26 protein-coding genes and 1 riboswitch are annotated in these 24,288 nt (G+C 38.8%); of the genes, 9 read left to right on the forward strand and 17 right to left on the reverse strand.

Going from position 1 to position 24,288, the window contains the following annotated elements; translation table 11 throughout:
• Positions 1-111 precede the first annotated feature (111 nt).
• From LKW28_RS17775 to LKW28_RS17785, 3 genes are read right to left on the reverse strand one after another with little or no spacing between them, the layout of a single operon-like run.
• A complete protein-coding gene (locus LKW28_RS17775) occupies positions 112-765 on the reverse strand; it encodes a TetR/AcrR family transcriptional regulator (RefSeq protein ID WP_229141788.1) in 654 nt (217 codons plus the stop codon).
• An 18-nt stretch (positions 766-783) separates the two neighbouring features.
• Positions 784-1,845, reverse strand: a complete 1,062-nt coding sequence (locus tag LKW28_RS17780; RefSeq protein WP_229141789.1) for an ABC transporter permease — start codon at positions 1,843-1,845, stop codon at positions 784-786.
• Positions 1,842-2,564 (reverse strand): ABC transporter ATP-binding protein, encoded by a 723-nt coding sequence (locus LKW28_RS17785; RefSeq protein ID WP_229141790.1) that lies wholly within the window; start codon positions 2,562-2,564, stop codon positions 1,842-1,844. The genes LKW28_RS17780 and LKW28_RS17785 overlap by 4 nt, the downstream gene beginning before the upstream one ends.
• A gap of 207 nt (positions 2,565-2,771) precedes the next feature.
• Here LKW28_RS17785 and LKW28_RS17790 point away from each other — a divergent pair, with 207 nt between their 5' ends.
• The gene (locus LKW28_RS17790; protein WP_229141791.1) at positions 2,772-3,035 is read left to right on the forward strand and encodes a phage holin family protein; all 264 of its coding nucleotides are present in this window, start codon (positions 2,772-2,774) and stop codon (positions 3,033-3,035) included.
• An 83-nt stretch (positions 3,036-3,118) separates the two neighbouring features.
• Here the strand turns inward: LKW28_RS17790 and LKW28_RS17795 are convergent, their stop codons facing one another.
• Both LKW28_RS17795 and LKW28_RS17800 read right to left on the reverse strand, forming a co-directional pair.
• Entirely contained in the window at positions 3,119-3,535 is a 417-nt protein-coding gene (locus tag LKW28_RS17795) for a hypothetical protein (RefSeq protein WP_229141792.1), read from the reverse strand.
• A 67-nt stretch (positions 3,536-3,602) separates the two neighbouring features.
• Positions 3,603-4,661, reverse strand: coding sequence for an LLM class flavin-dependent oxidoreductase (locus LKW28_RS17800; protein ID WP_229141793.1), 1,059 nt, complete (start codon positions 4,659-4,661; stop codon positions 3,603-3,605).
• A gap of 239 nt (positions 4,662-4,900) precedes the next feature.
• On the opposite strand from LKW28_RS17800, the gene LKW28_RS17805 reads away from it, so the two are divergent.
• The 3 genes from LKW28_RS17805 to LKW28_RS17815 all read left to right on the forward strand — a co-directional run bounded on the left by LKW28_RS17805 (position 4,901) and on the right by LKW28_RS17815 (position 7,300).
• On the forward strand, positions 4,901-5,446 hold the full coding sequence (locus LKW28_RS17805; protein WP_229141794.1) for a sigma-70 family RNA polymerase sigma factor: 546 nt from the start codon (positions 4,901-4,903) through the stop codon (positions 5,444-5,446).
• The gene (locus LKW28_RS17810) at positions 5,421-6,770 is read left to right on the forward strand and encodes a DUF4179 domain-containing protein (RefSeq protein ID WP_229141795.1); all 1,350 of its coding nucleotides are present in this window, start codon (positions 5,421-5,423) and stop codon (positions 6,768-6,770) included. The genes LKW28_RS17805 and LKW28_RS17810 overlap by 26 nt, the downstream gene beginning before the upstream one ends.
• Positions 6,771-6,937: 167 nt before the next feature.
• Positions 6,938-7,300: a hypothetical protein gene (locus LKW28_RS17815; RefSeq protein ID WP_229141796.1), complete on the forward strand. Its 363-nt coding sequence runs from the start codon at positions 6,938-6,940 to the stop codon at positions 7,298-7,300.
• Positions 7,301-7,652: 352 nt separating this feature from the next.
• On the opposite strand, the gene LKW28_RS17820 is transcribed toward LKW28_RS17815, so the two are convergent.
• The gene (locus LKW28_RS17820; RefSeq protein WP_229141797.1) at positions 7,653-8,726 is read right to left on the reverse strand and encodes a branched-chain amino acid aminotransferase; all 1,074 of its coding nucleotides are present in this window, start codon (positions 8,724-8,726) and stop codon (positions 7,653-7,655) included.
• A gap of 235 nt (positions 8,727-8,961) precedes the next feature.
• A riboswitch (SAM riboswitch) is annotated at positions 8,962-9,067 on the forward strand.
• Between the two features lie 107 nt (positions 9,068-9,174).
• Here LKW28_RS17820 and LKW28_RS17825 point away from each other — a divergent pair.
• Positions 9,175-9,627, forward strand: a complete 453-nt coding sequence (locus LKW28_RS17825) for an OsmC family protein (RefSeq protein ID WP_229141798.1) — start codon at positions 9,175-9,177, stop codon at positions 9,625-9,627.
• 340 nt (positions 9,628-9,967) lie between these two features.
• Here LKW28_RS17825 and LKW28_RS17830 read toward each other — a convergent pair whose 3' ends face one another.
• Positions 9,968-10,954, reverse strand: a complete 987-nt coding sequence (locus LKW28_RS17830; RefSeq protein WP_229141799.1) for a Gfo/Idh/MocA family protein — start codon at positions 10,952-10,954, stop codon at positions 9,968-9,970.
• Between the two features lie 192 nt (positions 10,955-11,146).
• Here LKW28_RS17830 and LKW28_RS17835 point away from each other — a divergent pair, with 192 nt between their 5' ends.
• Positions 11,147-11,926, forward strand: coding sequence for an ABC transporter ATP-binding protein (locus tag LKW28_RS17835; protein ID WP_229141800.1), 780 nt, complete (start codon positions 11,147-11,149; stop codon positions 11,924-11,926).
• Between the two features lie 37 nt (positions 11,927-11,963).
• Here the strand turns inward: LKW28_RS17835 and LKW28_RS17840 are convergent, their stop codons facing one another.
• Together LKW28_RS17840 and LKW28_RS17845 are read right to left on the reverse strand one after the other, a co-directional pair.
• Entirely contained in the window at positions 11,964-13,367 is a 1,404-nt protein-coding gene (locus LKW28_RS17840; protein ID WP_229141801.1) for a tyrosine phenol-lyase, read from the reverse strand.
• Positions 13,368-13,703: 336 nt separating this feature from the next.
• Positions 13,704-14,204, reverse strand: coding sequence for a cupin domain-containing protein (locus LKW28_RS17845; protein ID WP_229141802.1), 501 nt, complete (start codon positions 14,202-14,204; stop codon positions 13,704-13,706).
• A gap of 151 nt (positions 14,205-14,355) precedes the next feature.
• On the opposite strand from LKW28_RS17845, the gene LKW28_RS17850 reads away from it, so the two are divergent.
• Positions 14,356-14,523: a hypothetical protein gene (locus tag LKW28_RS17850; protein WP_229141803.1), complete on the forward strand. Its 168-nt coding sequence runs from the start codon at positions 14,356-14,358 to the stop codon at positions 14,521-14,523.
• A 47-nt stretch (positions 14,524-14,570) separates the two neighbouring features.
• Here the strand turns inward: LKW28_RS17850 and LKW28_RS17855 are convergent, their stop codons facing one another.
• Positions 14,571-15,773, reverse strand: a complete 1,203-nt coding sequence (locus LKW28_RS17855; protein ID WP_229141804.1) for an ornithine--oxo-acid transaminase — start codon at positions 15,771-15,773, stop codon at positions 14,571-14,573.
• 342 nt (positions 15,774-16,115) lie between these two features.
• On the opposite strand from LKW28_RS17855, the gene LKW28_RS17860 reads away from it, so the two are divergent.
• Positions 16,116-17,543 (forward strand): sigma-54 interaction domain-containing protein, encoded by a 1,428-nt coding sequence (locus tag LKW28_RS17860; protein ID WP_229141805.1) that lies wholly within the window; start codon positions 16,116-16,118, stop codon positions 17,541-17,543.
• Between the two features lie 121 nt (positions 17,544-17,664).
• Positions 17,665-18,279 (forward strand): hypothetical protein, encoded by a 615-nt coding sequence (locus LKW28_RS17865; RefSeq protein ID WP_229141806.1) that lies wholly within the window; start codon positions 17,665-17,667, stop codon positions 18,277-18,279.
• Between the two features lie 142 nt (positions 18,280-18,421).
• Here LKW28_RS17865 and LKW28_RS17870 read toward each other — a convergent pair whose 3' ends face one another.
• The 7 genes from LKW28_RS17870 to LKW28_RS17900 all read right to left on the reverse strand — a co-directional run bounded on the left by LKW28_RS17870 (position 18,422) and on the right by LKW28_RS17900 (position 24,226).
• Positions 18,422-19,564: a trans-sulfuration enzyme family protein gene (locus tag LKW28_RS17870; RefSeq protein WP_229141807.1), complete on the reverse strand. Its 1,143-nt coding sequence runs from the start codon at positions 19,562-19,564 to the stop codon at positions 18,422-18,424.
• A gap of 133 nt (positions 19,565-19,697) precedes the next feature.
• On the reverse strand, positions 19,698-20,258 hold the full coding sequence (locus LKW28_RS17875) for a hypothetical protein (protein WP_229141808.1): 561 nt from the start codon (positions 20,256-20,258) through the stop codon (positions 19,698-19,700).
• 3 nt (positions 20,259-20,261) lie between these two features.
• A complete protein-coding gene (locus LKW28_RS17880) occupies positions 20,262-20,894 on the reverse strand; it encodes an SCO family protein (RefSeq protein WP_229141809.1) in 633 nt (210 codons plus the stop codon).
• A 95-nt stretch (positions 20,895-20,989) separates the two neighbouring features.
• Complete coding sequence (locus LKW28_RS17885) at positions 20,990-22,681, reverse strand: cbb3-type cytochrome c oxidase subunit I (protein WP_229141810.1); 1,692 nt, start codon at positions 22,679-22,681, stop codon at positions 20,990-20,992.
• Between the two features lie 14 nt (positions 22,682-22,695).
• Positions 22,696-23,169, reverse strand: coding sequence for a cytochrome c oxidase subunit II (locus LKW28_RS17890; protein ID WP_229141811.1), 474 nt, complete (start codon positions 23,167-23,169; stop codon positions 22,696-22,698).
• 11 nt (positions 23,170-23,180) lie between these two features.
• A complete protein-coding gene (locus tag LKW28_RS17895) occupies positions 23,181-23,330 on the reverse strand; it encodes a hypothetical protein (RefSeq protein WP_229141812.1) in 150 nt (49 codons plus the stop codon).
• Between the two features lie 290 nt (positions 23,331-23,620).
• Entirely contained in the window at positions 23,621-24,226 is a 606-nt protein-coding gene (locus LKW28_RS17900) for a class I SAM-dependent methyltransferase (RefSeq protein ID WP_229141813.1), read from the reverse strand.
• Between the last annotated feature and the right edge of the window lie 62 nt (positions 24,227-24,288).

Genomic DNA, 24,288 nt, shown 5'->3' on the forward strand with positions numbered 1-24,288 from the left:
GAAAAAGTGTTAAATTTAATATGGATAGGTGTTTTATATATGTCTCATTTGGCTAGGTCAGTTCAGGGCAAGGCTTTGTTTATTGTCACGTTCATGCGCCTTGCGCTTTTCTTAATTTCGAATACCATCCATGACAAAACGGATAAGGTGATCTGCTTCTTGGTCAATATCCATCGTGCCTTGATATGGCAGCAGAACAAAATTCGTGACTAGGAAGCCACCGAATGTCGTCATTAGCATTTTTAACAATTTGTTTGTTGGGATGTCTTTTATTTCCCCTCGCTCCTTAAACAGCTCAATGGCTTGAGTAATTCGTTTTACCACACTACCAGCAAAAAATGGAGCAATTTCCTGCCGCAGTGAGTCATTATATAATAATTCCTTCACAATGATTTGAAAGATTTCTCTATTTTCAATAACGAATTCAATCCTGTTTTTAAAAAGACCCTTTAAGAAGTCTTCGAAATGAAGAGTTTCCTCAGTTAAAACTTCCTTAAACACATTCTCAGCCATTCCCGGTAATGCCCCTTTTAAAAAGGGAAGGATAACGGAAAGCAATAAATTATCCTTCGTACCATAATGACGAAAAATGGTGCCTTCTGCTACTCCAGCAGCTTTGGCAATCTCATTTGTTGAAGTGTTTGCATACCCTTTTTCTGCAAACATTTTGATCGCTGTTTCAATGATTTTCTGCTGTTTATCGGTTTGCTTTTTTGATAGTTTGGTTTGTTCAATTAGGGCATCTAATAGATTATCCTTAGACAAATTCTTTCACTTCCTTACCTACAATACACGGTATTTTTTCAGTGCAAATACGTTTAATATGATAAAGAGAGTAGCGAATATTACCAATGCCAGAAGGTTTAAACTAATATCAGCAAATCCTAAGCCTTGGTACATGACTCCCTTTAATGCATCTGCAGCATAATATAGTGGCATGACTTTCGCGATAGCTTGGAGCCAATTTGCCATTCCTTCGAGTGGGATGATTCCTGAAAAGAAGATCTGTGGAATGACAGCTACTGGAATGAATTGTACCATTTGGAATTCAGAAGCCGCAAAAGCAGACAGTAAAATTCCTAAGGATAACGCAACCAGCGCCAATAGCAGGTTGATCACGAGTACGTTCCAGATTGAACCGACTAAAGTCACGTCCAATACCGTAATAGCGAAAAAGACAACGATCATCGTTTGGATAATCGCGAAAACTCCGAATCCGACTAAATAGGCTGTGACAATTTCCCCTCTTCGAATCGGCGTTGACAATAAGCGCTCCAACGTTCCAGTGGTTCTCTCTTTTAACAACCCAATTCCAGAAATTAAAAAGACAAAGAAGAAGACAAAAAAGCCAATTAAAATGGGACTTAATACATCAAAAAAAACCGTTTCATCACTACCGTACACGTAGTTTGTTTCAAGTTCAATTTTTGGCAATTGGCCCAGGTTTGGTATTTGGCTAACTAACTTTTCCTGTGCCTGTGCAGCAAACACCCGATTCACCTTCATTTGTAAGGCTTTTGTTGATGATGGGTCACTGTTAGTTAGTGTAAGAACGATTTGTTCATTTTCCATTACCAGCAATCCATCAAGATCGTGTTCAAGAATAGTTTCCTCTGTTTTTGTGTCTTGCTCAAACTTTACGATATCAATATCATTTTCTTTCAGTGCTTCTATGAGCGACTCATCAACATTTACAACCCCCAAGACTGGTTCTGGTGAATCTCCGTTAAACATGACATACATAAGGGATAAGATAAGAAGTGGAGCAACAAATAATAAAGCCAGCGTCCGTTTGTCACGAAGAAGCTGCTGAAAGATTCTTTTTATGAGCGCAATGATTCTCATTGTTTCACTCTCCCCGCTTGTAAAAATACCTCATCAAAATTTCTTGCATGGTATGTTTCTTTCAATTCGGTTGGTGTGCCTCTTGTTAAAATTTGTCCATCCCGGACCATCGCAATATAATCGCAACGTTCTGCCTCTTCCATGACATGGGTTGTGACAATAATTGTTTTTCCTTCCTCTTTCAATCGAATTAATTCATTCCAAATATTTAGTCTTAGCTCAGGGTCAATTCCAACAGTTGGTTCATCTAAAATGAGCATTTTTGGATTTTGAATTAAGGCGATAGCTAGAGACAACCGGCGTTTCATCCCGCCAGAGTAAGCAGAGACCTTTTTATTTAAATCATCGGTCAGGTTCACAAGCTTTGCAGTATAAGCAATTCGTTCTTTTGTTTGAGCTCGATTTAATTTATAAAGTGAAGCAAAAAATGCGAGATTTTCCTTCCCTGTTAGCTCTGTGTAAAGGGCGTCGGATTGGGCCATATAACCAATATCCTGCATCAGCTCCAAATTAGGTATTTTCTTTCCTAACACTTGAATGGATCCTTCATCAGGTGAGTCCATCCCTACTATCATTTTGACTAATGTTGTTTTACCCGCTCCTGAAGGACCGATAAATCCATAAATGGTCCCTTCCTCGATAGTAAGGTCGATTTGATTTAATACGATTTTCTTTCCAAAGCTTTTACTAACCTTTTCAACTTCTACCGTATTGGCCATTAAAATGCCTCCCTTTTACATTCATTCCTATTAGGGAACTTCCGCATAAATAAATAAGTGAGTGAGTGATTACTCATATTATGATCCGGATTTTATCTCTAGTCAATATAAAATGAGTGCCCACTCACAATTTTTTTTGAATATTGGACATCCGAACACGCACTTTTTCTTCTCGTTCATACGATATACGAAAGGGAGGTGACATCGATGGACTTGCTGCAATTTTTAAATGAAAATTATTATATGTTAGTTCCTGTTCTTTGGGTGATTGGTTATTTCCTAAAGGCAACGCCTACTATTCCGAACTGGTCAATTGCATGGATTTTATTAGGGGTTTCTTTAGTGGGAGGCGCATTTTTTTATGGGTTTACAGCCGAAGCTCTCTATAATGGCGTGATTGCTGCTGGAGTTGCTGTATTCGGTCATCAATTATATAAACAAACGGCTGAGGCAAAGACTAAAAAAATATAAAACACACGAACGCACTAATCTATTTTCCACTCATAAAAAAAGCAAAACGCTTGGTGCTCCCAAGCGTTTGTTTTGTTTGCTATTTATTGATTTTTGTACCAGACAAACCAGCCTTTATCTTTGCTTTTGGATACAAAGATTTGGCCTTCTGATGCAACGTCACTTTTTCCTTCCCATCTAGGAAAATGCAATGTAACTAACCAGGACTTATCTGCCACTTCTTGTCCACAATAATTGGAGGACATTTGATATTCCTTCGCCACCTTATCATCTAACGGCTGTGCTGTAACGACTTCCCAATCAGCATAGTGATTTAAGTAATCACTATCTCCGAACGTACGAGGGATAATGGTTTCTAATGCCTTTAAGAGCTCATCTTTATAAACAATCGTAGCATTCTCTAACTGGCTCACATTAGGACATTCAACATTCGCTTGTGCACCGACATGGTATGGGAAAAAGATAACAAGAGTAAGCAGGGATATTACTATTTTTTTCATATTATTCACCTCAGAAGTAATATCCCAATTATTCTCATCACTTATTCATATTTTTTCCAATTAATTTTTACTTCGCTTTGTTTTCAGCTTCCCACTTTGCAACTTCTTCTCTGACGCGCGGTGCTACTTCTTTGCCCAAAAGTTCAATAGAGCGCATGACATCCTCATGCGGCATTGTGCCGACAGGGCAATGCAGCATAAACCGGGTCACCCCTACATTTTTACGTAAGTCTATAATTTTATTGGCAACATATTCAGGGTCACCCACATACAACGCCCCTTCAAAGCTGCGGGCAAAATCAAAGTTTTCACGTGTATAGGGTCCCCAGCCACGCTCTTTTCCTAATTTACTCATCGCTTGGGCGGTTGATGGGAAGAACTTATCCGCAGCTTCTTCCATCGTTTCCCCAACGAACCCGTGGGAATGAGAGGCCACTGCTAATTTTGAAAAATCATGCCCTGCATGAGCAACAGCCCTCTTATATAATTCAACAAGCGGGGCAAATTGAACTGGTCTCCCTCCGATGATCGCCAGCACTAGCGGCAATCCCAATAATCCTGCACGAACGACTGATTCCTGGTTTCCGCCACTTCCAATCCAGATTGGTAATGGATCTTGAACAGGGCGTGGATAGACCCCGCGGTTATTGATTGATGGTCGATGCTTCCCTTGCCAGGTTACTTTTTCAGACCTTTGAATGTGGAGCAAGAGATCTAATTTCTCTTCAAAGAGTTCATCGTAATCTTGTAAATCATAGCCAAACAGCGGGAATGATTCGATGAAGGAACCTCTTCCTGCCATAATTTCAGCGCGACCATTTGAAATGGCGTCAAGTGTTGAAAAATCCTGAAACACGCGAACTGGATCCGCAGAGGAAAGCACAGTAACCGCACTTGTTAAGCGAATTTTCTTCGTTTGTGATGCTGCCGCCGCAAGCACCATTGCTGGAGCAGAAGCTGCGTAATCCTCTCGATGATGTTCCCCTACCCCAAATATATCCAAGCCTACTTGATCCGCTAGCACAATTTCCTCGACTACATCAAGAATTCTCTGTGCATGACTGATGACCTCGCCTGTTTTCGGATCTGGTGTTGTCTCAACAAAAGTACTAATTCCTATTTCCAATGGTTGTACCCCCAATTTTGGATTTCTACTATATATTAACTACCTCCATTATTTATTAATGTTAGTTCTGATGCAAATTTTTAGGATTTGGGTGAGTGATCATTAAAAAATGAATGGAACGAAAGAGAATGATACCAAGTCTAATAAGTAGACAGTTGTTTAGATCCGGACTAGCAATAATGTCTATAAGGATAGATTCATAGTAAAATAAACCTAATGAAGGGGGGATTCCTGTCCAAATGTCTATTTTCAAATCATTTTATAAGCGGTCAAATTCAGATGAATATTCCTTTGAGGCACTCATCAAAAAGGAGCAGGAAAAACTCTATAAAGTTGCCTATTCCTATGTAAAAAATGAGCAAGACGCATTAGATATCGTACAAGATGCAATCATTAAGGGCTTGAAATCCTTTGATAGGTTGAAAGATATTGATTATTTTTCTACTTGGATTACTCGGATCCTAATAAATACAGCTATCGATCATATCAGAAAATCCAAAAAGGTTATTCCCCTCGAAACGGACTGGTTCGATTCTGGGCGGAATGAAGAAAATAATGCAATTATGACAATGGATATTGAACTTATATTTGAAAAGCTAAAGCCACAACAAAAAACATTAATTTTATTACGTTTTTATTATGGTTACTCCATCAACGAAATCTCTGAAATTCTCGGCAAACCCGAGGGTACCATTAAGTCCCAATTACATCGGACACTGCAATTGGTAAAAGATAAACTTGAAAACGGAGGAGATACATATGGAAAAGCTTCATCAAGATATTAAAAGTATGGTAGATCACGTTTCCGTCCCTACTGATAAGCTTAATGAAACTGTCCAAACAGCCCTATCATCTGGAAAAAGGCAGCGAAAACGCCATTTGCTTCAGGTGCCACATGTAATGGCTAGTATTGCTTCCTTATTTATTTTAGCAATTGGTGGGGTATTATTTGCTTCATATTATCTTGGAACAGTCGAAAAAGAAGTCCCTATGAGTGGTAATGAAGGAACTGCTCACACCGATAGTATTTTTTATAATGTTGGTGATGCTGGACTTAAACGAATGGCAACAGAAGGAAAAACAAAGAATCTTTCACTTGAATCGGAGGACCAGGGATTAAAAGTAATTCTTGAGGAAGGGTATCTGGATAGCCAACGAATGGCAATCTCCTATCGTTTAGATCTAACTGGTGCAATGGAATTCATTAAAGAAACTTCTATTTCGTTAGACCTGTATGTTAACGGAAAATATAAGGGTAACCATGGCTACAGTGGAATGCATACAAATACAATGTTCAATACAGGTGATATCTTCCATTTTGAAACATCAGAAGGGTTTCCCGAACATCCAGAAATCGAAATTCGGGTTACATCCATCAATAATGTTGAGGGAAATTGGGTTTTTACCTTTGATTTAGATAAGGAAGATGAGTATATTAAAAAATCGAATGTTGCTGAAAAAGGAGATAAAAAAGGCAACTACTTTACTGTCAACCAAGCACGTCTTACTCCATCTCATTTACAACTAAACGCAAGAACAACATTAATGTTAGAGAAATCCTATACTAATTTAAGTCATTTTGAATTATCAGTTGTTGCACTTGATCCGAACGGAACCAAATATTTAGAGGATTACAACAGAAGAAGCAGTAATGATTCATATCAACTAGAAGAACCTGAACTAACAATAAATGAAAAAGTCGAAATTCCGAGAAGAACAGACTCTTACTTTTATAAAATTGTTCCATATATAGTGACATATAAGGGAGAAAAGGTTAGTGACAACGGATATGTATGGGATGAGATTACTGCTCCTTTCAAACAGGGATCGATTCTGGAAACTGATTCTAAGATTATGGTGGTTGAAATTAAAGATAAGCCTGGTGAGACTATCGTTTATTATGAAATGAACAGCTTATTGCCGATTTTCCCAAAAATAATAGATTCCAATCATGATACAGAATATCGAGCAATTTCTTATCAACAACAAGATAGTCTTTATGAGGTAACCTATCAGAAAGTAAAGAATCCAGATTCCTTACAATTTCTAATGTATGATGCTGCCTATGAAGTATTTTCTGATTTAGAAGTTGAAATCGACTTAAAATAATATGAGGGCCAACTCACACGGGTTGGCCGCTAAATTTATTTGTTATAAAATCTATAAATTTGGAATATTATTGTATAATTGTAAAACCTTTTACTATATATTACGTATAAATATATAGAGAGTACTTTTTTCCTCCCCCAATAGCATTTCTAATAGGAGTGATGAAAATGCAATTAGTTCCTGAAAAGTTTCGTGAACCACTTTCACATTTTAAATTCAGCATATTTGAAACCGAAGCTCTTAGCACATTCTTCTCAGCTTTCCGGCTTAAAAGCTATTTCCTGCTTCTCCTCTCCCCCATTGGTTTAGGAGCATCAGCATACTTAGCTAAAATGTCTATTGAGGCTGGATCACTCGGTACTTCGATCGGATTGTTTTTACTAAGTCTATTAGTCTTACTACCTTGGACATTAGTACCTATCACATTCCTATTTACAACCTTCCAGACAAAGACATGGAAGCGTATACTATCGTGGGTATATGTCAGTCTGCTCATCGCATCTTATATTTATTGGCTGGTTTTCTTTTAAAATAAAAGATTGTAATCTTTATGTCTATTAAAATGGGTCAGTCCACTTTGGGCTGACCCTAAAATCTTTATGAAACATGGAAGTTTTCGAGGATGAAAGACTTTCCGTGTGGGCTTCGGTCCAGTCTGGTCCTTCATAACCCTGATGAAGGACTTTCCGCGGGGGCTTCGGCTCCGTTCGGTCCTTCATAACAACGATGAAGGACCTTGCGCGCGGGTTCCTGCCCCGTTCGGTCCTTCATAAACCAGATGACGAACTTTTCCTAAAATCATACGACTTCGATTTCGGGCTGGACCTGTCCTGAGATCAAAAAATAGTGTCTACCCAATCGGGTAAACACTATTTATTAATCCTATAGTTTTACAGTCCATCCAAACGGATCTTCTTTTGTACCATTTTGAATGCTAGTAATCGTATCATATAGCTTTTTAGATAAAGCACCCGTTTCACCATTGTTAATGATCATTCTTTCATTATTGTAGAAAAGCTCTCCAACTGGCGAAATAACAGCTGCTGTTCCAGTTCCAAAGACTTCCTCAAGAACACCATTATTGTAGGCCTCTTGGATTTCATGGATTGAAATTCTTCGTTCTGTTACAGGTGTGTTCCAATGTTTCAAGAGTTCAATAATTGACTTACGAGTGATTCCATCCAGAATACTACCGTTTAGTTCAGGAGTAATTACTTCTCCATTGATTTTAAAGAAGATATTCATGCTGCCCACTTCTTCAATATATTGTCTCTCTCTGCCGTCAAGCCATAATACTTGGGAATACCCGTTTTCTTCTGCGATTTCTGATGCCAATAAACTTGCAGCATAGTTTCCAGCGGTTTTTGCTTCGCCTGTTCCGCCTGATACTGTACGAACATATTGATGTTCTACCGCAATTTTTACAGGATTGATACCTTCTTTATAATAAGAGCCCACTGGGGATAAGATAATCATAAGTTTATAATTTTTAGCCGGATCGACGCCAAGATGTGCTTCCGTAGCAATCATGAATGGTCTGATATACAAGGAAGTACCTGGAAGGTTTGGAACCCAGTCTCTATCAATCTCAATTAGCTTCTTCAAGGCATGAAGTGCAAATTCTTCGTCAAACTGCGGCATGACTAAACGCTGGTTTGATTTATTGAATCGTTTCATGTTTTGATCCGGTCTGAATAATAAAATTTCCTCGTCCTTTGTACGATAGGCTTTTAATCCTTCAAATACGGATTGACCATAATGAAACACTGTCGCAGCAGGGTCTAAAGGAATTGATTGATATGGAAGAATTCGAGCATCATGCCAGCCCTTTCCTTCCGTGTAATCCCACATAAACATATGGTCTGTGAAGCTTGTTCCAAACACCAATTGGTCAAATGGAGGAATTTCCTTCTTCTGAGTTGCAAGGGTGATGTCTAGTTTAAGATCTGTCGTCATGTTAATCCCAGCTTTCATTTAAAATAAATCTTTAATTTAATAATAATCGAAATCTTATATTATTCTGATAATAATATCAACTATTTTATCACAATCCCGGTATAAATAGTGCAGGAAACATTCGTAATCTGTAAAATTATTTAAATAAAATTTTTGAAATTTAACAATTATCTTGCTTTATTGGAATTTCATGATATTATAATCATATATTTCCAATACGATTAATATGATTTTCTTCTTATTCAGAGAGAGGGAGGGACTGACCCTATGAACTCTCGGCAACCGACTAATGTACTGCACGGTGCCAATTTCAGAGGAATGAAAAATTCCGAAGATGAGAAGCTATACGAAATGTAAAACACTTACGTTTTGTTCACCCTTCTCTATTTTTGAGAAGGGTTTTTTATTTGTTAGAACAAAAAATATTAAAACAAAAGGAGAGATTCTCATGGCGGTAACAACATTTCATGCAAAAGCAGTTTTAAAGGAAAAGGTTTTGGTGGAAACAGAATCAAGGGGACATAAGGTGATTGTGGATGAGCCTGAAAGTTTAGGTGGCACTGACACTGGAATGAATCCCGTTGAACTACTTTTATCCTCATTAGGTGCTTGCCAATCGATTGTTGCTCGGGTCTATGCACAAAAATTTGGGATTGACCTTCAGGCATTTTGGGTTGATTTAGAGGGAGATATTGATTTGGACGGTTTTTTTGATAAATCCGATGTACGACCAGGCTTCCAGTCCATCAAATATACCTTCCATATCGAAACAGACGCACCTAGGGAAAAGGTGGAAGAGTTCAAGGCGTTTCTAGAGGCACACTGCCCAGTTGGGGATACAATTGCAAATCCGGTAAACATCGCTTCCTCTGAGGTGATAATTGAAAGTCCAGTGAAGTAGGTTTATTAAATAAAAATATAGAATTTTAAGGGTCATCACTTATCGGTAACGGTGATAGGTTAAGTAACTGGGCTGAAGAATAGACGGAAAAATTTCGCCTATCTAGTAATTATTATTAAATCTTTTATAGACGGAGAGATTCCGCTTATTGACTCAAAAAATGCAAAAATGGGGGATTTTTCTTTGCACAATCGGAAATTCTCCCCCTATTCACCTCTAAACGAGCTCCATTCTGCATCTACCCGGAAAATCTCCGCTTATCATACATTTGCTGGATTGGCACATATTTAAGAAGAGTACCTCAAAACGGAACCCTTTGATTAGAGCGCATTTCGTTATTTTAATGTTTTGCATAATATCCCTTTACCATTTCGCCCATTACCCAATTCGTTCGTGCGCCGGATTCCCCGTTGCTAGGGCAAACCCCGCTTTTACCTGTTAATTCAGCTACAATGGTTTCGACAAGTGGTTGGTGAACATGCTGAGGGCGTTCAAAGCTCCACTCTTCTGTTCCGTTCTCAGTTGTTAACAGGATTGGTTCATTTCCAAAAGTAGAGAACGTAATCTTCCCTTTGCTACCCACAATTTCATTGATATCTTCGTTTTGAAACGCGGTAAAACACCAATTGCCAGTACCATGAATTCCAGATTCAAATAAATAGGTACCAGTAACAATATCCTCCGCTTCGTAAACGCCTCCCTGATTTGAAGCAAAACCACGAACTTCCTTAATTGGTCCTAACAGGAAATCCAAGATATCAAGAGTATGGCTTGCTAAATCGTAGAATAGACCCCCACCTGATAACTCTGGCTGTACACGCCATGGAAGATTTGAAGGATCTTCTGTTGCTTTGCGATATTGTGTGGAGGACACATAACGTACTTCCCCTACTGCCCCACTTTCAAGCAACTCTTTTATTTTCAAAAATCGTTGTTGCCCTCTACGATAATATGCGACATATAATGGAACATTTGCCTCTTTACTGGCTTTAATCATTGCTACACATTCTTCATAATTTCGAGCCATTGGCTTTTCAACATACACGGGCTTGCCAGCCTGTGCAGCCTTCAATGTATATTCCTGATGTGATCCCGGCGGTGTCGCGATATAGATGGCATCCACTTCTCGATCTTGGATAAGCTCGTCCGCATTGTCATACCATTTCGGAACATGATGCCTTTGGGCATAATCCTTTGCTAATTCACCTGTTCTCCGCATTACCGCAACCAACTCGGAATTATCGATTTTCTGAAATGCCGGACCACTCTTCACTTCTGTTACATTCCCACAGCCAATAATTCCCCAACGAACCTTTTTATAAGCCATAACCGAACTCCCCTATCAAAATCTTTAAATAAAGTATACCTCAAAAAGTTCTGCTAGCACAAAAAGTCATTCAACAAGTGAATATGTTGAATGAACTGAAGGGAATATGTTTTGCTTCCATATTTTATTTAATCCTTCATGTTTATCCGAGTTTTTTGATACTATTGATTTATCAATCAAGGGGGGATAACTGTGGTTTTGGATTTGGTGAATGTTAGACTTCAGCGCGATGGTGTGCAAATTCTGCAGAACATTAATTGGAAAATTGAAAAAGGGGAACATTGGGTGCTTTACGGGCTGAATGGTGCTGGAAAAACGGCGCTATTGGACCTTATCAATGCCTATAATTTTCCTACAAGTGGTGATTGCACAGTACTTGGATTTAAATTTGGCAAGATGTATCTTGGTGAAGAGCTACGGAAGAATATTGGCTTTGTATCCTCTTCCTTGCAGCAGAAGTTTTATCCGACAGATAACGCGTTCGAGGTTGTCTTAAGCGGAGCATTCGCATCTATCGGCTTGTATGAAACACCCACAGATGAAATGCGGGGAAGAGCAATCGGATTACTTGAGGAGCTAGGGTGTATCGGTTATGCAAACAGAGATTACGCAACACTTTCCCAGGGCGAAAAACAACGGGTGCTAATTGCGCGCGCATTAATGGCCGACCCGTCAATTCTCATTTTGGATGAACCTACAAACGGGTTAGATTTTATCGCAAGAGAACAATTATTAGACTCCATCGAAAGGCTCGCCAATAAAGGAGATGCGCCAACGATTATTTACGTCACCCATCATGTTGAAGAAATCCTTCCCGTATTTACAAAAACATTGCTTTTGAAAAATGGAGAAGTATTTGCTTCAGGACAAACAGATCAAATCATTACTAGTGAGGCCCTTTCAAACTATTTCAATCTTCCCGTTCATGTTCATTGGGAAAATGACCGTCCTTATCTAGTAAAAGGAAAATAAAAAACAGCCAGCCATTTCAAAAAGGCTGGCTTTCATTCTATTCTTCCGTAATCAACTTTGAATCACCTGATAATGGTGAAAACCTGGCATTAAAGAATCGAAGTGTAGGCGGCTCGTAATCCATACGCAACCCACTTATCTGGTCTCTTTTTTCATACAGAGCTATCACCGAATCGGCTACAACATCCATATGATTGTTCGTATACACTCTTCTCGGAATTGTTAATCGAACAAGCTCAAGCCTTGGTTTATTGTGTTCACCGGTTTCCTTGTTACGACCCGCTGAAACAATCCCTCTTTCCATTGCCCTCACACCTGAATCCAAATAAAGTGCTGCTGCCAACGCTTGGGCAGGGAATTCCTCTTGGGACAAATGGGATAAAAATCGCCTTGCATCTAAATAGACAGCATGACCTCCAATCGGTTGAACAACCGGAATTCCTGCTTCTATCAGCTGCTGCCCGAGATAACGAACCTGTTGAATGCGATGTTGGATATAATGATCATCAATGGATTCATAAATTCCTTGTGCCATCGCTTCCATGTCACGCCCTGCCATTCCTCCGTAGGACGGCATCCCTTCATATACTACCACCAATTCACGTGATCTCGCGTAAAGCTCTTCATCATTCATTGCCAGGAATCCGCCAATATTGACCAAACAATCTTTTTTACCACTCATTGTACAGCCATCTGAATAGGAAAGCATCTCTTTTAAAATATCTTTGATTCGGTGATTTTCATATCCTGCTTCTCGTTCCTTGATAAAATAAGCATTCTCCACACAGCGTGTGGCATCTAGCATGACATCAATCCCATGATTTTTACAGAGATTATATACCTCTTTCATGTTCTCCATGCTAACCGGCTGCCCTCCTGCCATATTAACAGTCACTGCTACACATACATAAGGAATTTTCTCCGCCCCAACCTTCTTAATGAGACCCCGTAATTTTGATAAATCGACATTCCCTTTAAAAGGATGCTCTGTCCTTGAATCATGTGCTTCATCAATAATGATATCAACAAATCTCGCCCCATTTAGCTCCTGATGAGCACGAGTTGTTGTAAAATACATATTTCCAGGAACCACATCTCCCGGCTTTATTTTTAGCTGAGATAAAATATTTTCTGCGCCTCGCCCCTGATGCGTTGGCAAAACATATTTATACCCATAAATCTCCCTTACAGCCTGCTCAAGCCTTTTCCAGCTTTTACTCCCCGCATAGGCTTCATCTCCAACCATCAAGGCGCCCCATTGGCGATCACTCATAGCGCTCGTTCCGCTATCTGTTAGGAGATCGATATAGACATCTTGCGAATCAATCAAAAATGTATTATAGCCTGCTCTCCCCAATGCTTCTTTTCTTTCTTCATAGGTTAGCATTGCTAATGGTTCTACTGCCTTGATTTTATATGGCTCTGCCGTTCTTCTTTCCATCCGAACCCCTCCATTCATTTAGAAAATTCAATCTATCTATAATGTATGATATTATCGGCATTCTTCTCAAGAACCTCCGCTACACTTTAAACGCTTTAATCCATTGAAAAACGCCTTCCAATTGTCATATTGGAGGCGTCTTAAATATTATTGAAATATGGTTTCAAAACAATCTGTTTCATTTTGCAATCCTCATTTCAAACAAACGTTTGTTTAGCGTCCTAAGCTTACGGCCTTAAGCACTTCAAAATTCAATCAAGCGTTTGTTTGAACGGGTTTGGACAAGCAAAGTTTAAGCTGTTATATATCGATAAACGGCATTTTTACTATTCTAATCTATTTTTTCTCCAATGCGAGCTTGCGAATGACCCCTTCATGCTGAGGATAATCTTTTAGTAATTCCTCCTGGGTAAATAATTCAAAATCCTCAAATTCAAATCCTGGCGCAACCATACAGCCTACAAGTGAAAAGGTATTTTCTTCTTTAACTGAAGACCCGAATATTGAATTTTTAGGTACAATAACTTGTGGAACTTCACCTGATTCAAGATTGAGACCAAGCTTCAATTCTTTGTATTCTCCTAATTCGTCAATGATGTGGACGGTTAATGAGCTTCCGCCATGGTAATACCAGAGCTCGTCTGATTGTATTCTATGTAAATGGGAAATATCCTTAGAACCCAACAGAAAATATATACTTGTATACAATTTTCTTTGTTTATCTTGCTCCGTATTGACCATTATATCCGAAGCAAATATTTGATTATAATAACCTCCCTCCGGATGTGGCTCAAGCCCAAGATGTGTTATGTAAAACTGTGCATCTTTTTCGTTCAATGTTAAAACTCCTTTCTAAAAACTATTTTAACCTAAATTCGAAAAGAACTGTATGATTGTAAATTCCGCGATTTACCAATTAAAACGAAATACATACAAAACAAATGAATGCAAAAACTACGTAGGAAAGAATTTGAAAGGAGAGATGGATTTGGGTCGTGGAAAAAGCTTTAATCACAAAGAAAAAGGCCATCCTGGCAACTTTCCAAAGAACAGCGTAAGTGAAGAAAAAGACCATAGCCGACAATTTGAACAAATTGAAGGCATTGTCTCCCATGAAGCCTTTAAAAACCGAGTAAAAGAAGACGAAATGCCTTAAGAAAGCCAAAAAGGATCAAAACAAATTGTCTTGATCCTTTTTTTACCTTATCCTAACACCTTCTCAATACGTTCGATTGCCCAATCTAACTCATCTTTCGTAACGATTAATGGTGGAGCAAACCGGATCACCGTATCATGCGTCTCCTTACAAAGCAGTCCTTCTTGCTTCAAAGCCTCACAATATGGGCGAGCCTCCTCCGTCAGCTCAACCCCGATAAATAAACCACGGCCACGAACTTCTTTAATCTTTGGATTTTTAATCTCTTGTAATCGTTCTAGAAAATATTCACCTAATTCAAGAGAACGTTGTGCCAGATTTTCATCAATTAATACGTTCATCGATGCAATCGAAACCGCACAAGCCATTGGATTTCCACCAAATGTGGAACCATGTGAACCCGGATTAAACACCCCTAACACATCTTTGTTTGCTACTACACAGGATATCGGGAACACCCCACCTCCTAGCGCCTTACCTAATATATACATATCAGGCTCGACTTCATCCCATTCACAGGCAAACATTTTCCCGGAACGGCAAAGTCCAGCTTGAATTTCGTCTGCAACAAAAAGAACATTATTTTGTTTACATGTTTCATAAGCTTCCTTAAGGAAACCTTCTGGCGGAATGATAATTCCAGCCTCTCCTTGAATCGGTTCAATTAGAAATGCTGCTGTATTTTCAGTGATTGCATTCTTAAGTGCCTCAATATCGCCATAAGGAATAAGCTTTATTCCCGGCAGCATTGGACCAAACCCACGCTTATACTCGTCTTCAGATGATAAGGACACCGCAGTCATGGTACGACCATGGAAGTTTCCAATACAAGCGATGATTTCAGCCTGATTGTCCTGAACTCCTTTTACATCATATGCCCATCTGCGCGCCGCCTTAATAGCTGTTTCAACGGCTTCTGCCCCCGTATTCATCGGGAGAGCCATCTCTTTATTTGTTACGTTACAAATTAATTCATACCAAGGTCCAAGCTGGTCATTATGGAATGCGCGTGATGTTAAGGTGACACGATCCGCCTGATCCTTTAAGGCTTGAATAATTTTGGGATGGCGATGGCCCTGGTTAACTGCTGAATAAGCACTTAACATGTCCATGTATTTATTGCCTTCTGGATCTTCCACCCACACACACTCTGCTTTTGAAATCACAATTGGCAGTGGATGATAGTTATTTGCACCAAATTTTTCCGTTTGTTTAATAATTGTTTTTGAGTCGACTTTCGTTTGAGTCATCTATTTAACCTCCTGTCCTCATTCGGAATATAAATTCAACTTAAGAATTGCTTCCTGCATATTATCTTATGCAAGAATCATGCCAAATTCACGGAAAGCCAACTTTTTAGATTAATTAAATCATTTAAGGTATATTTCGATCGGTATTCATGTTAAATAGGTCGTATTAAAAAGGGATTTATCACTTAGTTTAGTTCATTCAAATCACATTGATGCAAAAATTACTTGCATTCAATCTTTTTTTGCGCAAAAAGTCTTTTCAACCTCCTTCAAAAACGCAAAAATTCTATGCGCTTTCATTTTCTTTCCCGTATAATAATAGTATGAAAAGGCGGCGATACCATGAAACAGGTTGATGTATTAAAAAACAAAGCAACTGAACAATTGGTACATGAAGTTGATGTGGGCATTCATGTTGTAGACGCAGAAGGCACCACCATTATCTATAATCAAAAAATGGTTCAAATTGAGGGGATGAATCAACATGATGTTCTAAACAAAAGGCTTGTTGACGTATTTTCGTTTCATAAAAATGAGGATAGTACATTGCTTCAGGTTCTTAAAAATGGTGAACCTATAAAAAATGCAAAACAGACCTACTATAATAATCGCGGGCAGGAAATCACCACCATTAATCATACCATTCCGATTATGGATGGCCGGAAGCGAATTGGGGCAATGGAAATTGCTCGGGATGTGACAAAACTAGAGAAACTGCTCCGTGAAAATATGAATCGAAGAAGCGACACACATTATACTTTTGATAGTATTATTGGGCAAAGTGCTGCTATTTCAGAGGTGGTTGAAGCGAGCAAGCGTGCAACCCGGACAAGCTCCTCCGTTCTCATTATTGGGGATACCGGTACAGGTAAAGAGCTTTTTGCCCAAAGTATTCACAATGGGAGCAACAGGTCTTCCGCTCCCTTTATATCACAAAATTGTGCTGCTTTTCCGGACACATTAATTGAAGGTCTCCTGTTTGGGACAAAAAAAGGTGCTTTCACTGGAGCAATTGACCGCCCCGGCTTATTTGAGCAGGCAAATGGCGGGACTCTGCTTTTAGACGAGATTAATTCATTAAACCCGGCATTACAAGCAAAGCTTCTGAGGGTGATTCAAGAAAAAACGGTCCGACGGGTTGGTGACACAAAGGATAAGAAAGTCGATGTTCGCATCCTAGCAACGATGAATGAGGATCCCATCGATGCCATTTCAGAAGGAAGGCTACGCAAGGACCTATATTACAGACTAAGTGTTGTAACGCTTTTTATCCCACCATTACGAAATCGTCGGGATGACATTCCTGAGCTTGCGTATGCATTTTTAGAGAAGTATGATCACCTGTTTGGGTTGAATGTATCAAAGATTGATGATCAGGTTTTACAGATTTTAATGCAATATGACTGGCCGGGAAATGTTCGTGAGTTAGAGCATATTATTGAGGGAGCACTAAATGTTATCACATACGAAGATACGATTTCCTATAATCATCTCCCCATGCATTTTAGAAAAAAGCTGCATGTAAAACCGGAAACAATAATTACCGTCAACCCACAAATCACAGAAATAACAGATATTCAACCATTAGACAAATACGTGGAGGAATCCGAAACCATATATTTAAAACAAGTTCTGCATCAGTTTAACTTTAATATCACAAAATCAGCCGAGGTACTGGGCATGAGTCGGCAAAACCTCCAATATCGCTTAAAAAAGTTTGGAATCAAAAGAACCCAAAGGGACGATTCTACTGGTTCAAAGGAGTCTTAATCTATATTTCTACAAACACTAACAATTTCCCGCATCCATTTACATTTATTGCTCGGGAAATGAGTAGAAATAAGTCGAATAACCAAAAATTGAAAGAATTTCGAAAGGCTGGTGTTTGTTAGTGACAAAATACGTATGGTATGCAAGCTATGGTTCGAATATTAATAGGGATCGTTTTCTTTGTTACATAAAGGGTGGCAGACCACTAGGTTCTAATGAAACTGAGAGTGGGTGTAAGGATCCTTCTCCTCCAATAGACGAAGAAATGTTTACAATTCCTTACCCCTTGTATTTTGCCAAGGAGGCTGGAAGATGGGATTCAAAGGGCGTTGCCTTTATTAATGGGACTAAAAATAATATCGAAACAACATTTAGCAAAAAGTATTTGATTACACCTGAACAGTTTTTGGATGTGTTGAAACAGGAAAACAGTGGGATCCAATTTGATATCGATTTAGAAAAGGTGAAAGAATCCGGATCTATGGTTTTCCGGAAAAAGGCGTGGTATGGAAGAATCCTTTATCTTGGTGATGACGGTGGCTATCCAATATATACATTTACGGCACCTTGGAATATGGATGAAATCACGTATAATAGACCTTCTTATGAGTATTTGACGACAATTATTACAGGGCTAAAAGAATATTATTCGAAGGATGAAATCTATCAATATTTAATAAACAAACCGGGAATAGAAGGCCTGTATACCCCGGAGGAACTCGCTAGTTTATTATAGTAATCATTTCTAAAGGTTATCCAATTTCACTTCAATCAAATGTTTGTTTGGATTTTAACCGTACGGCCCCAACTGGTCGCCAGTTCAATCAAACGATTGTTTAAAAACAGAGTATCCATTTTTATGGATACTCTGTTTTTTTTTATTTATGAGATTTTTCAATTGCTTGTTCAAAAACAGAAATAATGTCCTCGTAATGTTCGATTCCGACCGAGATTCGCACAAGCTCGTTTGTAATCCCCAATGCTTCCTGTGCCTCAGGCGGAAGTGCACGGTGTGAGGTTTTTAGTGGATGTGATACAGTGGTTTCCACTCCCGCTAAGGTTGGAACAAGCTTCACCCACCCAAGTGATTTGAAAAATTGGCTTACATCGACGGTTTTAGCAAGCTCTACGGATACCATTGCCCCAAATCCTAATGCTTCTTCCTCAAATGGATAATACACTCTCGTGATATTCGGGTTATTTCGTAAAGCATCTGCTAGCTTACGTGCGTTTGCGGATTGTACTTGCATTCGAACTGCTAGTGTTTTCAAGCCTCGGGTCGTTAACCACGCTTCAAAAGGACTCACATTAGCACCGAGATTAACAACCTTTGCACGTGCTTTTGCAACTAGATCCTCTCTCCCCACAACAACTCCAGCCGTAACATCACTATGTCCCCCAATATATTTTGTTGCACTATGGACCACTAGTTCTACACCAAGCTTATAAGGATTGCAATGGTATGGGGTAGCAAATGTGTTGTCTACTACTGTAATTACATTTTTTCGTTTTGCAAGTTCGACAACTGCTGGTAAGTTTTCTACCCGTAAAAGTGGATTCGTGATGGACTCCGTATAGAGTAATTTTGTATTTGACTGAAACGCACTCTCTACTTTTTCAAGATCTGCAAATGAAACAAAGGTTGTTTCAATCCCGAGCTGTTGAAGCTCCTCGTATAAAAGATGGAAGCTACCGCCATACACATCGTCTGCTGCAACAATATGGTCTCCACTCTTAACAACGGATAGGATTCCCGCGAAAATCGCAGATAGCCCAGAAGAAGTCGCAATACCTGCTGGAGCACCTTCGATGGCTGCTACCATTTGGCCAAGCTCATCCGGATTTGGATTTCCAGTACGGGAATATAAATAATTTCCTTCCCCTTGGAAATAGCCCTCTAAATCCTCAAGGTTATCGAAAGTAAAAGCAGATGTTTGATAAATTGGTGTAACTTTGCTTCGAATTGGGAGTTTTCCTTTTTTCACACTATGTATTAATTTTGTCTCAAACCTGTTTGCCAACTTTTCCACCTCTTTATTCTATATTGCTATTATTCTGAACCTTATTTCTAGTGATGTCAATTGTAATCCTTTAACTCAGAATGTCTGTCAGTCTTTAACAAAAAAGAAGCCACATCAGCAGCTTCTTTCCCATCTATTCCTTGTATATTGATTGGTCTGTAAAATTGTTATAAACCAAATAAATTACGATACATATCGCTGTTGTAATAAAACCCCAGCCCAATGTGATTTGGTCGATTACAAGGTAATTATTACATAATTGATTATTTATATTGATATACAATACGCCCATCCCTAAATACTTGACTGTAAAAAAGATGAACACAATGTTTTTTGCCCGGTCCGTCAGTTTCTTCCAGCTATCACGTAAAGGAACACCTGCTAATAAAGATAGACTCAAAAATTTCCATACTTCCATACTTGTAATGTTTAAAGTCTCGTCCATTGTTTTTGGTATTGTCCAATACACCATGATTACAATGAATAATAAAATTCCGGGTATGCCATCTTGATTCCATTTTTCAAAAAAACGCGGGAACCTCTGTTGAAATAATTTTCCCATAAAGAATCCCGCAATTATAATTGAAGGCATTTGCATATGCATATGGATAATCATGATGGACTCCAAGAGATTAGCAACTGGGGGAAGTGCTAATACGAATAAAAGTCCTAGTCCGATCAAAAATTGTTTCATAGCCTATTCCCCCTTTTCTTTGTCTAAGATGCTAATGACTTTGGTAGCCGCTTCATCAATTTCACGGTAATCCATAACATCCATTAAAGAGCCGTTTGGATCTACTAGATAAAAGGCTGAGTTATGTGCAAAATTTCCTCTTCCATCGGGGATGACAATTACACCGAATTCATCAAGAAGAGTTTGTAATTCAGTTTCGTTTGAAATCCTTGCCATTCTCCATGTTTCTCCGTCTGCTCCAAAGAATGTACGGTATTTACTTAGAGTTGCCGGGTCATCCCTAGTCGGATCAAAGCTTATGCTCAAAAAGACGATATCTCTTTCGAAGTATTCCTGCGGGATTTGTTCATAGACCTGTGCCATGTTCATTTCCAATTGCGGACAAACAGTAGTACATGATGTGTATAGAAATGTGATAAAAATATACTTATCTTGAAACTCAGAAATAGGATATGTTCGTCCCTCGCTATCTTCAAATGTTACATCTGGAAATGCTGGCTTTTCATCTATTAATTGATTGACTCTTGCTGTTTCTGCAGTAAATGCCTGAAATCCGTCAGTTCCTGTATAGAACAGTACACACCCAAATAGTAGTATGAACATACAAGCGAATGTCTTCCGATTCTTTTTGATCACGAAGATCACATCCTATTTCTTATATTTCTTTAATTATAGAAAGAGATAGCACTTTTACTTCGCTATCTCTTTCTAATAAGGTGCCTACTTCAGGATTACCAAGTCTTAAATGGTGGTGATCCTGGAGGTGCGTTTACAATCATATCTGTTAATGGTAATACATATGCCATTGCGATTACTAGAACCATAAGCACTACCCATAGTCCCCAACGCTCTGTCCACTTAGGAGTTGGTGAAGCATTTTCTTCTACTTCAGCGATTGGGAATTCTGTTAAGCCTTTTGGTGCAAAGAACATCATGTTAAATACTGCGTATACTTGGATGATTACACCGATTAGTAATAGTGTTGCACCGATACCCACTAGCATCATGAATGGTTCCCAGCTTGCCGCTTGTTCACTGCCGAAGTAATCAGAGAATGATGTTCTACGTGGTGATCCAAAAAGACCAACTGTATGCATTGAACCTGACATTATAATCATACCAATTGTCCAAATGATGGTTTGAACTACACCTAATTTATTCATTCCTTTTGTTAAAACGCGTCCTGAAATATGAGGAACTAACCAATAACTAATTCCGAAAAATGTCATCGCTGCTGTCATACCTAGTGTTAAGTGGAAATGTCCTACAATCCACATTGTATTGTGAACAACTTGGTCAAGATGGTTAGTTGTTTGTGCAATACCACCCGCACCAGCTGGGATGAAGGCCGCCATTGCGATGAATGGAGCTAGGAAGCGCACATCTCCCCATGGTAATTTCTTGATCCAACCTAATGCCCCTTTTGCACCTTTTGCTCTTCCAGTACGTTCAAATACTGCGAACATTGCCCATGCTGTCATTAATGATGGGAAACCAATTGCTAAACTCATGAATACGTGTAGGAATTTTACGGACAAGTTAATTCCTGGGTCAACGATTTGGTGGTGGAATCCACCCGTAATGTTCATGATAACAAGTGCAATTACAACTACACGAGTCAGTAAATCACTCCAGCGCTTTCCACCGATAATTTTCGGTATGATAACATACCACGCAGATACTGCTGTTAAATACCAGATGTTAACGGCTGTATGTCCGAATGCCCAGAATAGTGTTCTAGAAACCATTACATTAATTGTATCTACCCAGCCAAATGCCCAAGGTAGAATTAAGAATAATACTTCAACTGCTACAAATGCTGTTGCTCCAACTAATAAAATGAATACTCCAGTTGCAAAGAAAGAAAGGATTGGCAGATGCTGACCTTTATGATTCTTTCTCCAGTTTGCCACTTGCATAAATGCTCCAACTGATAAAATCCAAATACCAACCACCACTAGTGCTAACCCAATATAGAACACTGGGTGTGCTTTCATTGGTGGGTAGAAAGTATACATAACAGACGCTTCATTCATTAAGACAGGTATTACAACAAGCACGATACCAAGCATCTTCGTCCAGAAGCCGACCCACGCCATTTTTCTTACCTTAGGTAGTAATCCTCCTAAGTCATGTGAAAGACCTGCGTAGAAATAACCAATACAAACAAATGCTGAAAATACAACTACTAAAAGTAGACCGTGTGCTGTTAATACTTGATAATAATTTAACCAGCTTGGCAATTCTAAAAGACCTGCCCGGTTTAATCCTTGAAATAGTCCAAAAAGCCCACCTAATAATAATGCGATAAATGCTACTGATAAATAAGATTTTGAGATTTTTGCGTCCAGTGGATTTACACCTAGAACCTTGTTTGCTTTTTCCTTTAAGGTCAAATCTGAATTATTTAATACTGTTGCCAATGGTCTCCCCTCCTTTATTTCACAATAATTTTAGTTGCCATTAATTGGTGACCGGAACCGCAATATTCATTACATAGAACTAAATACTCACCAGGCTCATCAAATGTTTGAGTAATTTTTTGAATATGTCCTGGCATTACCATAGCGTTTAAGTTAGTACCTGCAACTTCAAATCCATGCACAACATCCTTCGATGTCATAATAAAAGTAACTTTTGAACCAGCAGGTATTTCGATATTCCCTGGATTAAAGGCGAATATTTCTAATGTCATGACAACTTCATATTCATTTTCTCCAGTTTGATATACACCTGGTTTATCAAATGGGGCTGTTTCGTCTACCTTTTGTGGATCGATTGTTTCCATTGTACTTGGTGGCCCCATTTCCAATGCAAACGTTTGGTAGCCCGTTACAAGCATGAATACTACGATCATCCCGAAACTTAATGTAAGCCATATTTTTTCATCAAGATGCATTTTTTGTTTCATCGTTTTCCCTCCTAAAATCTAGCCATGAATAGGCCGAATAGTGTTATATACGTAAAAAGAATGACTGCTCCAACAACCCCGACTGAAATCCAAGTTCCAACTAATCGTCCTTGGTATTCCCCGTCTGAATTTTTGTTTCGGTTAACTTTTGAAGCTCCCATCCAACTCAACCTCCTTATGTTCTTCTTACTTACATCATAGTTAGGAACCATTCTCAATGTTGTGAACTGAATCACACATAAAGTGTAATTTTTGATACACCCACAAAAAAAACAACAAGATAATAGGCTTTTTTCCGTCAGTTTGTTCTTGTACAAAACGCTTCAAAGGCGCGCCATTCTTGAGGTTTGCTTACTTTTCTTATTTTCCATCTTTAGCTCAAAAACAATAATGACAAATTGGTGAACTTACAGATCAAATAAAAAGGCAGCCTCCATCTGTTGGAGGCTGCCTATCCTAGCCGATAAACCATAAATCTTTCATATGTGTTTTTCGCAAACAATTCCGGAATGATAATCTCTTTCTTTAATTGAAAAGATGTGTTGTCTTCTAGAAAGCGGGTGTAATCTGTTGATCCATAATAAAGAATGATCTCCATCCCGCGCGGATTCCGCTCGTTAGATTGAAGAATATTAGAAACCGTATGCTTGAAAACTTGAATTGAAAAAGGATTAAAAAAGTAAAAATGATTATCGAATGGATTTATTTCATATTCTTGTGCTGCACAATGGTGGATTTCAATATCTTCTTTGAGGATACCCGGCTTCTTTACATAACGATTTCGATTTTGAACGGCATCGTGATACAGGCCCTTATCAACCTCAACCCCGATAACAGTTGCCTTAAAAAAATGATGAATATAAAAAAGAATCCGTCCCTTCCCACAACCAAAATCCACTACGCGGTCCGTCTTTTTCAATTGATAATGATTAAATAGTGAGTCAAGTCCTGCATATGGTGTTGGTTCATAACGGTTATTGTGAACAGACGAACTAAAGCCCTTTTGTCCTCCACCTGTTTTTACATTTAATAGCGCATCGAAATATTTATCATCCATAGGTAGACTCCTTGCTGTTTATATGTAAAAAACCCCCGCCACTTCAATATATAGCAGCGAGG

It is taken from the genome of Bacillus sp. REN16 (genome assembly GCF_020731355.1).
Taxonomy (GTDB): domain Bacteria; phylum Bacillota; class Bacilli; order Bacillales; family Bacillaceae_L; genus Ferdinandcohnia.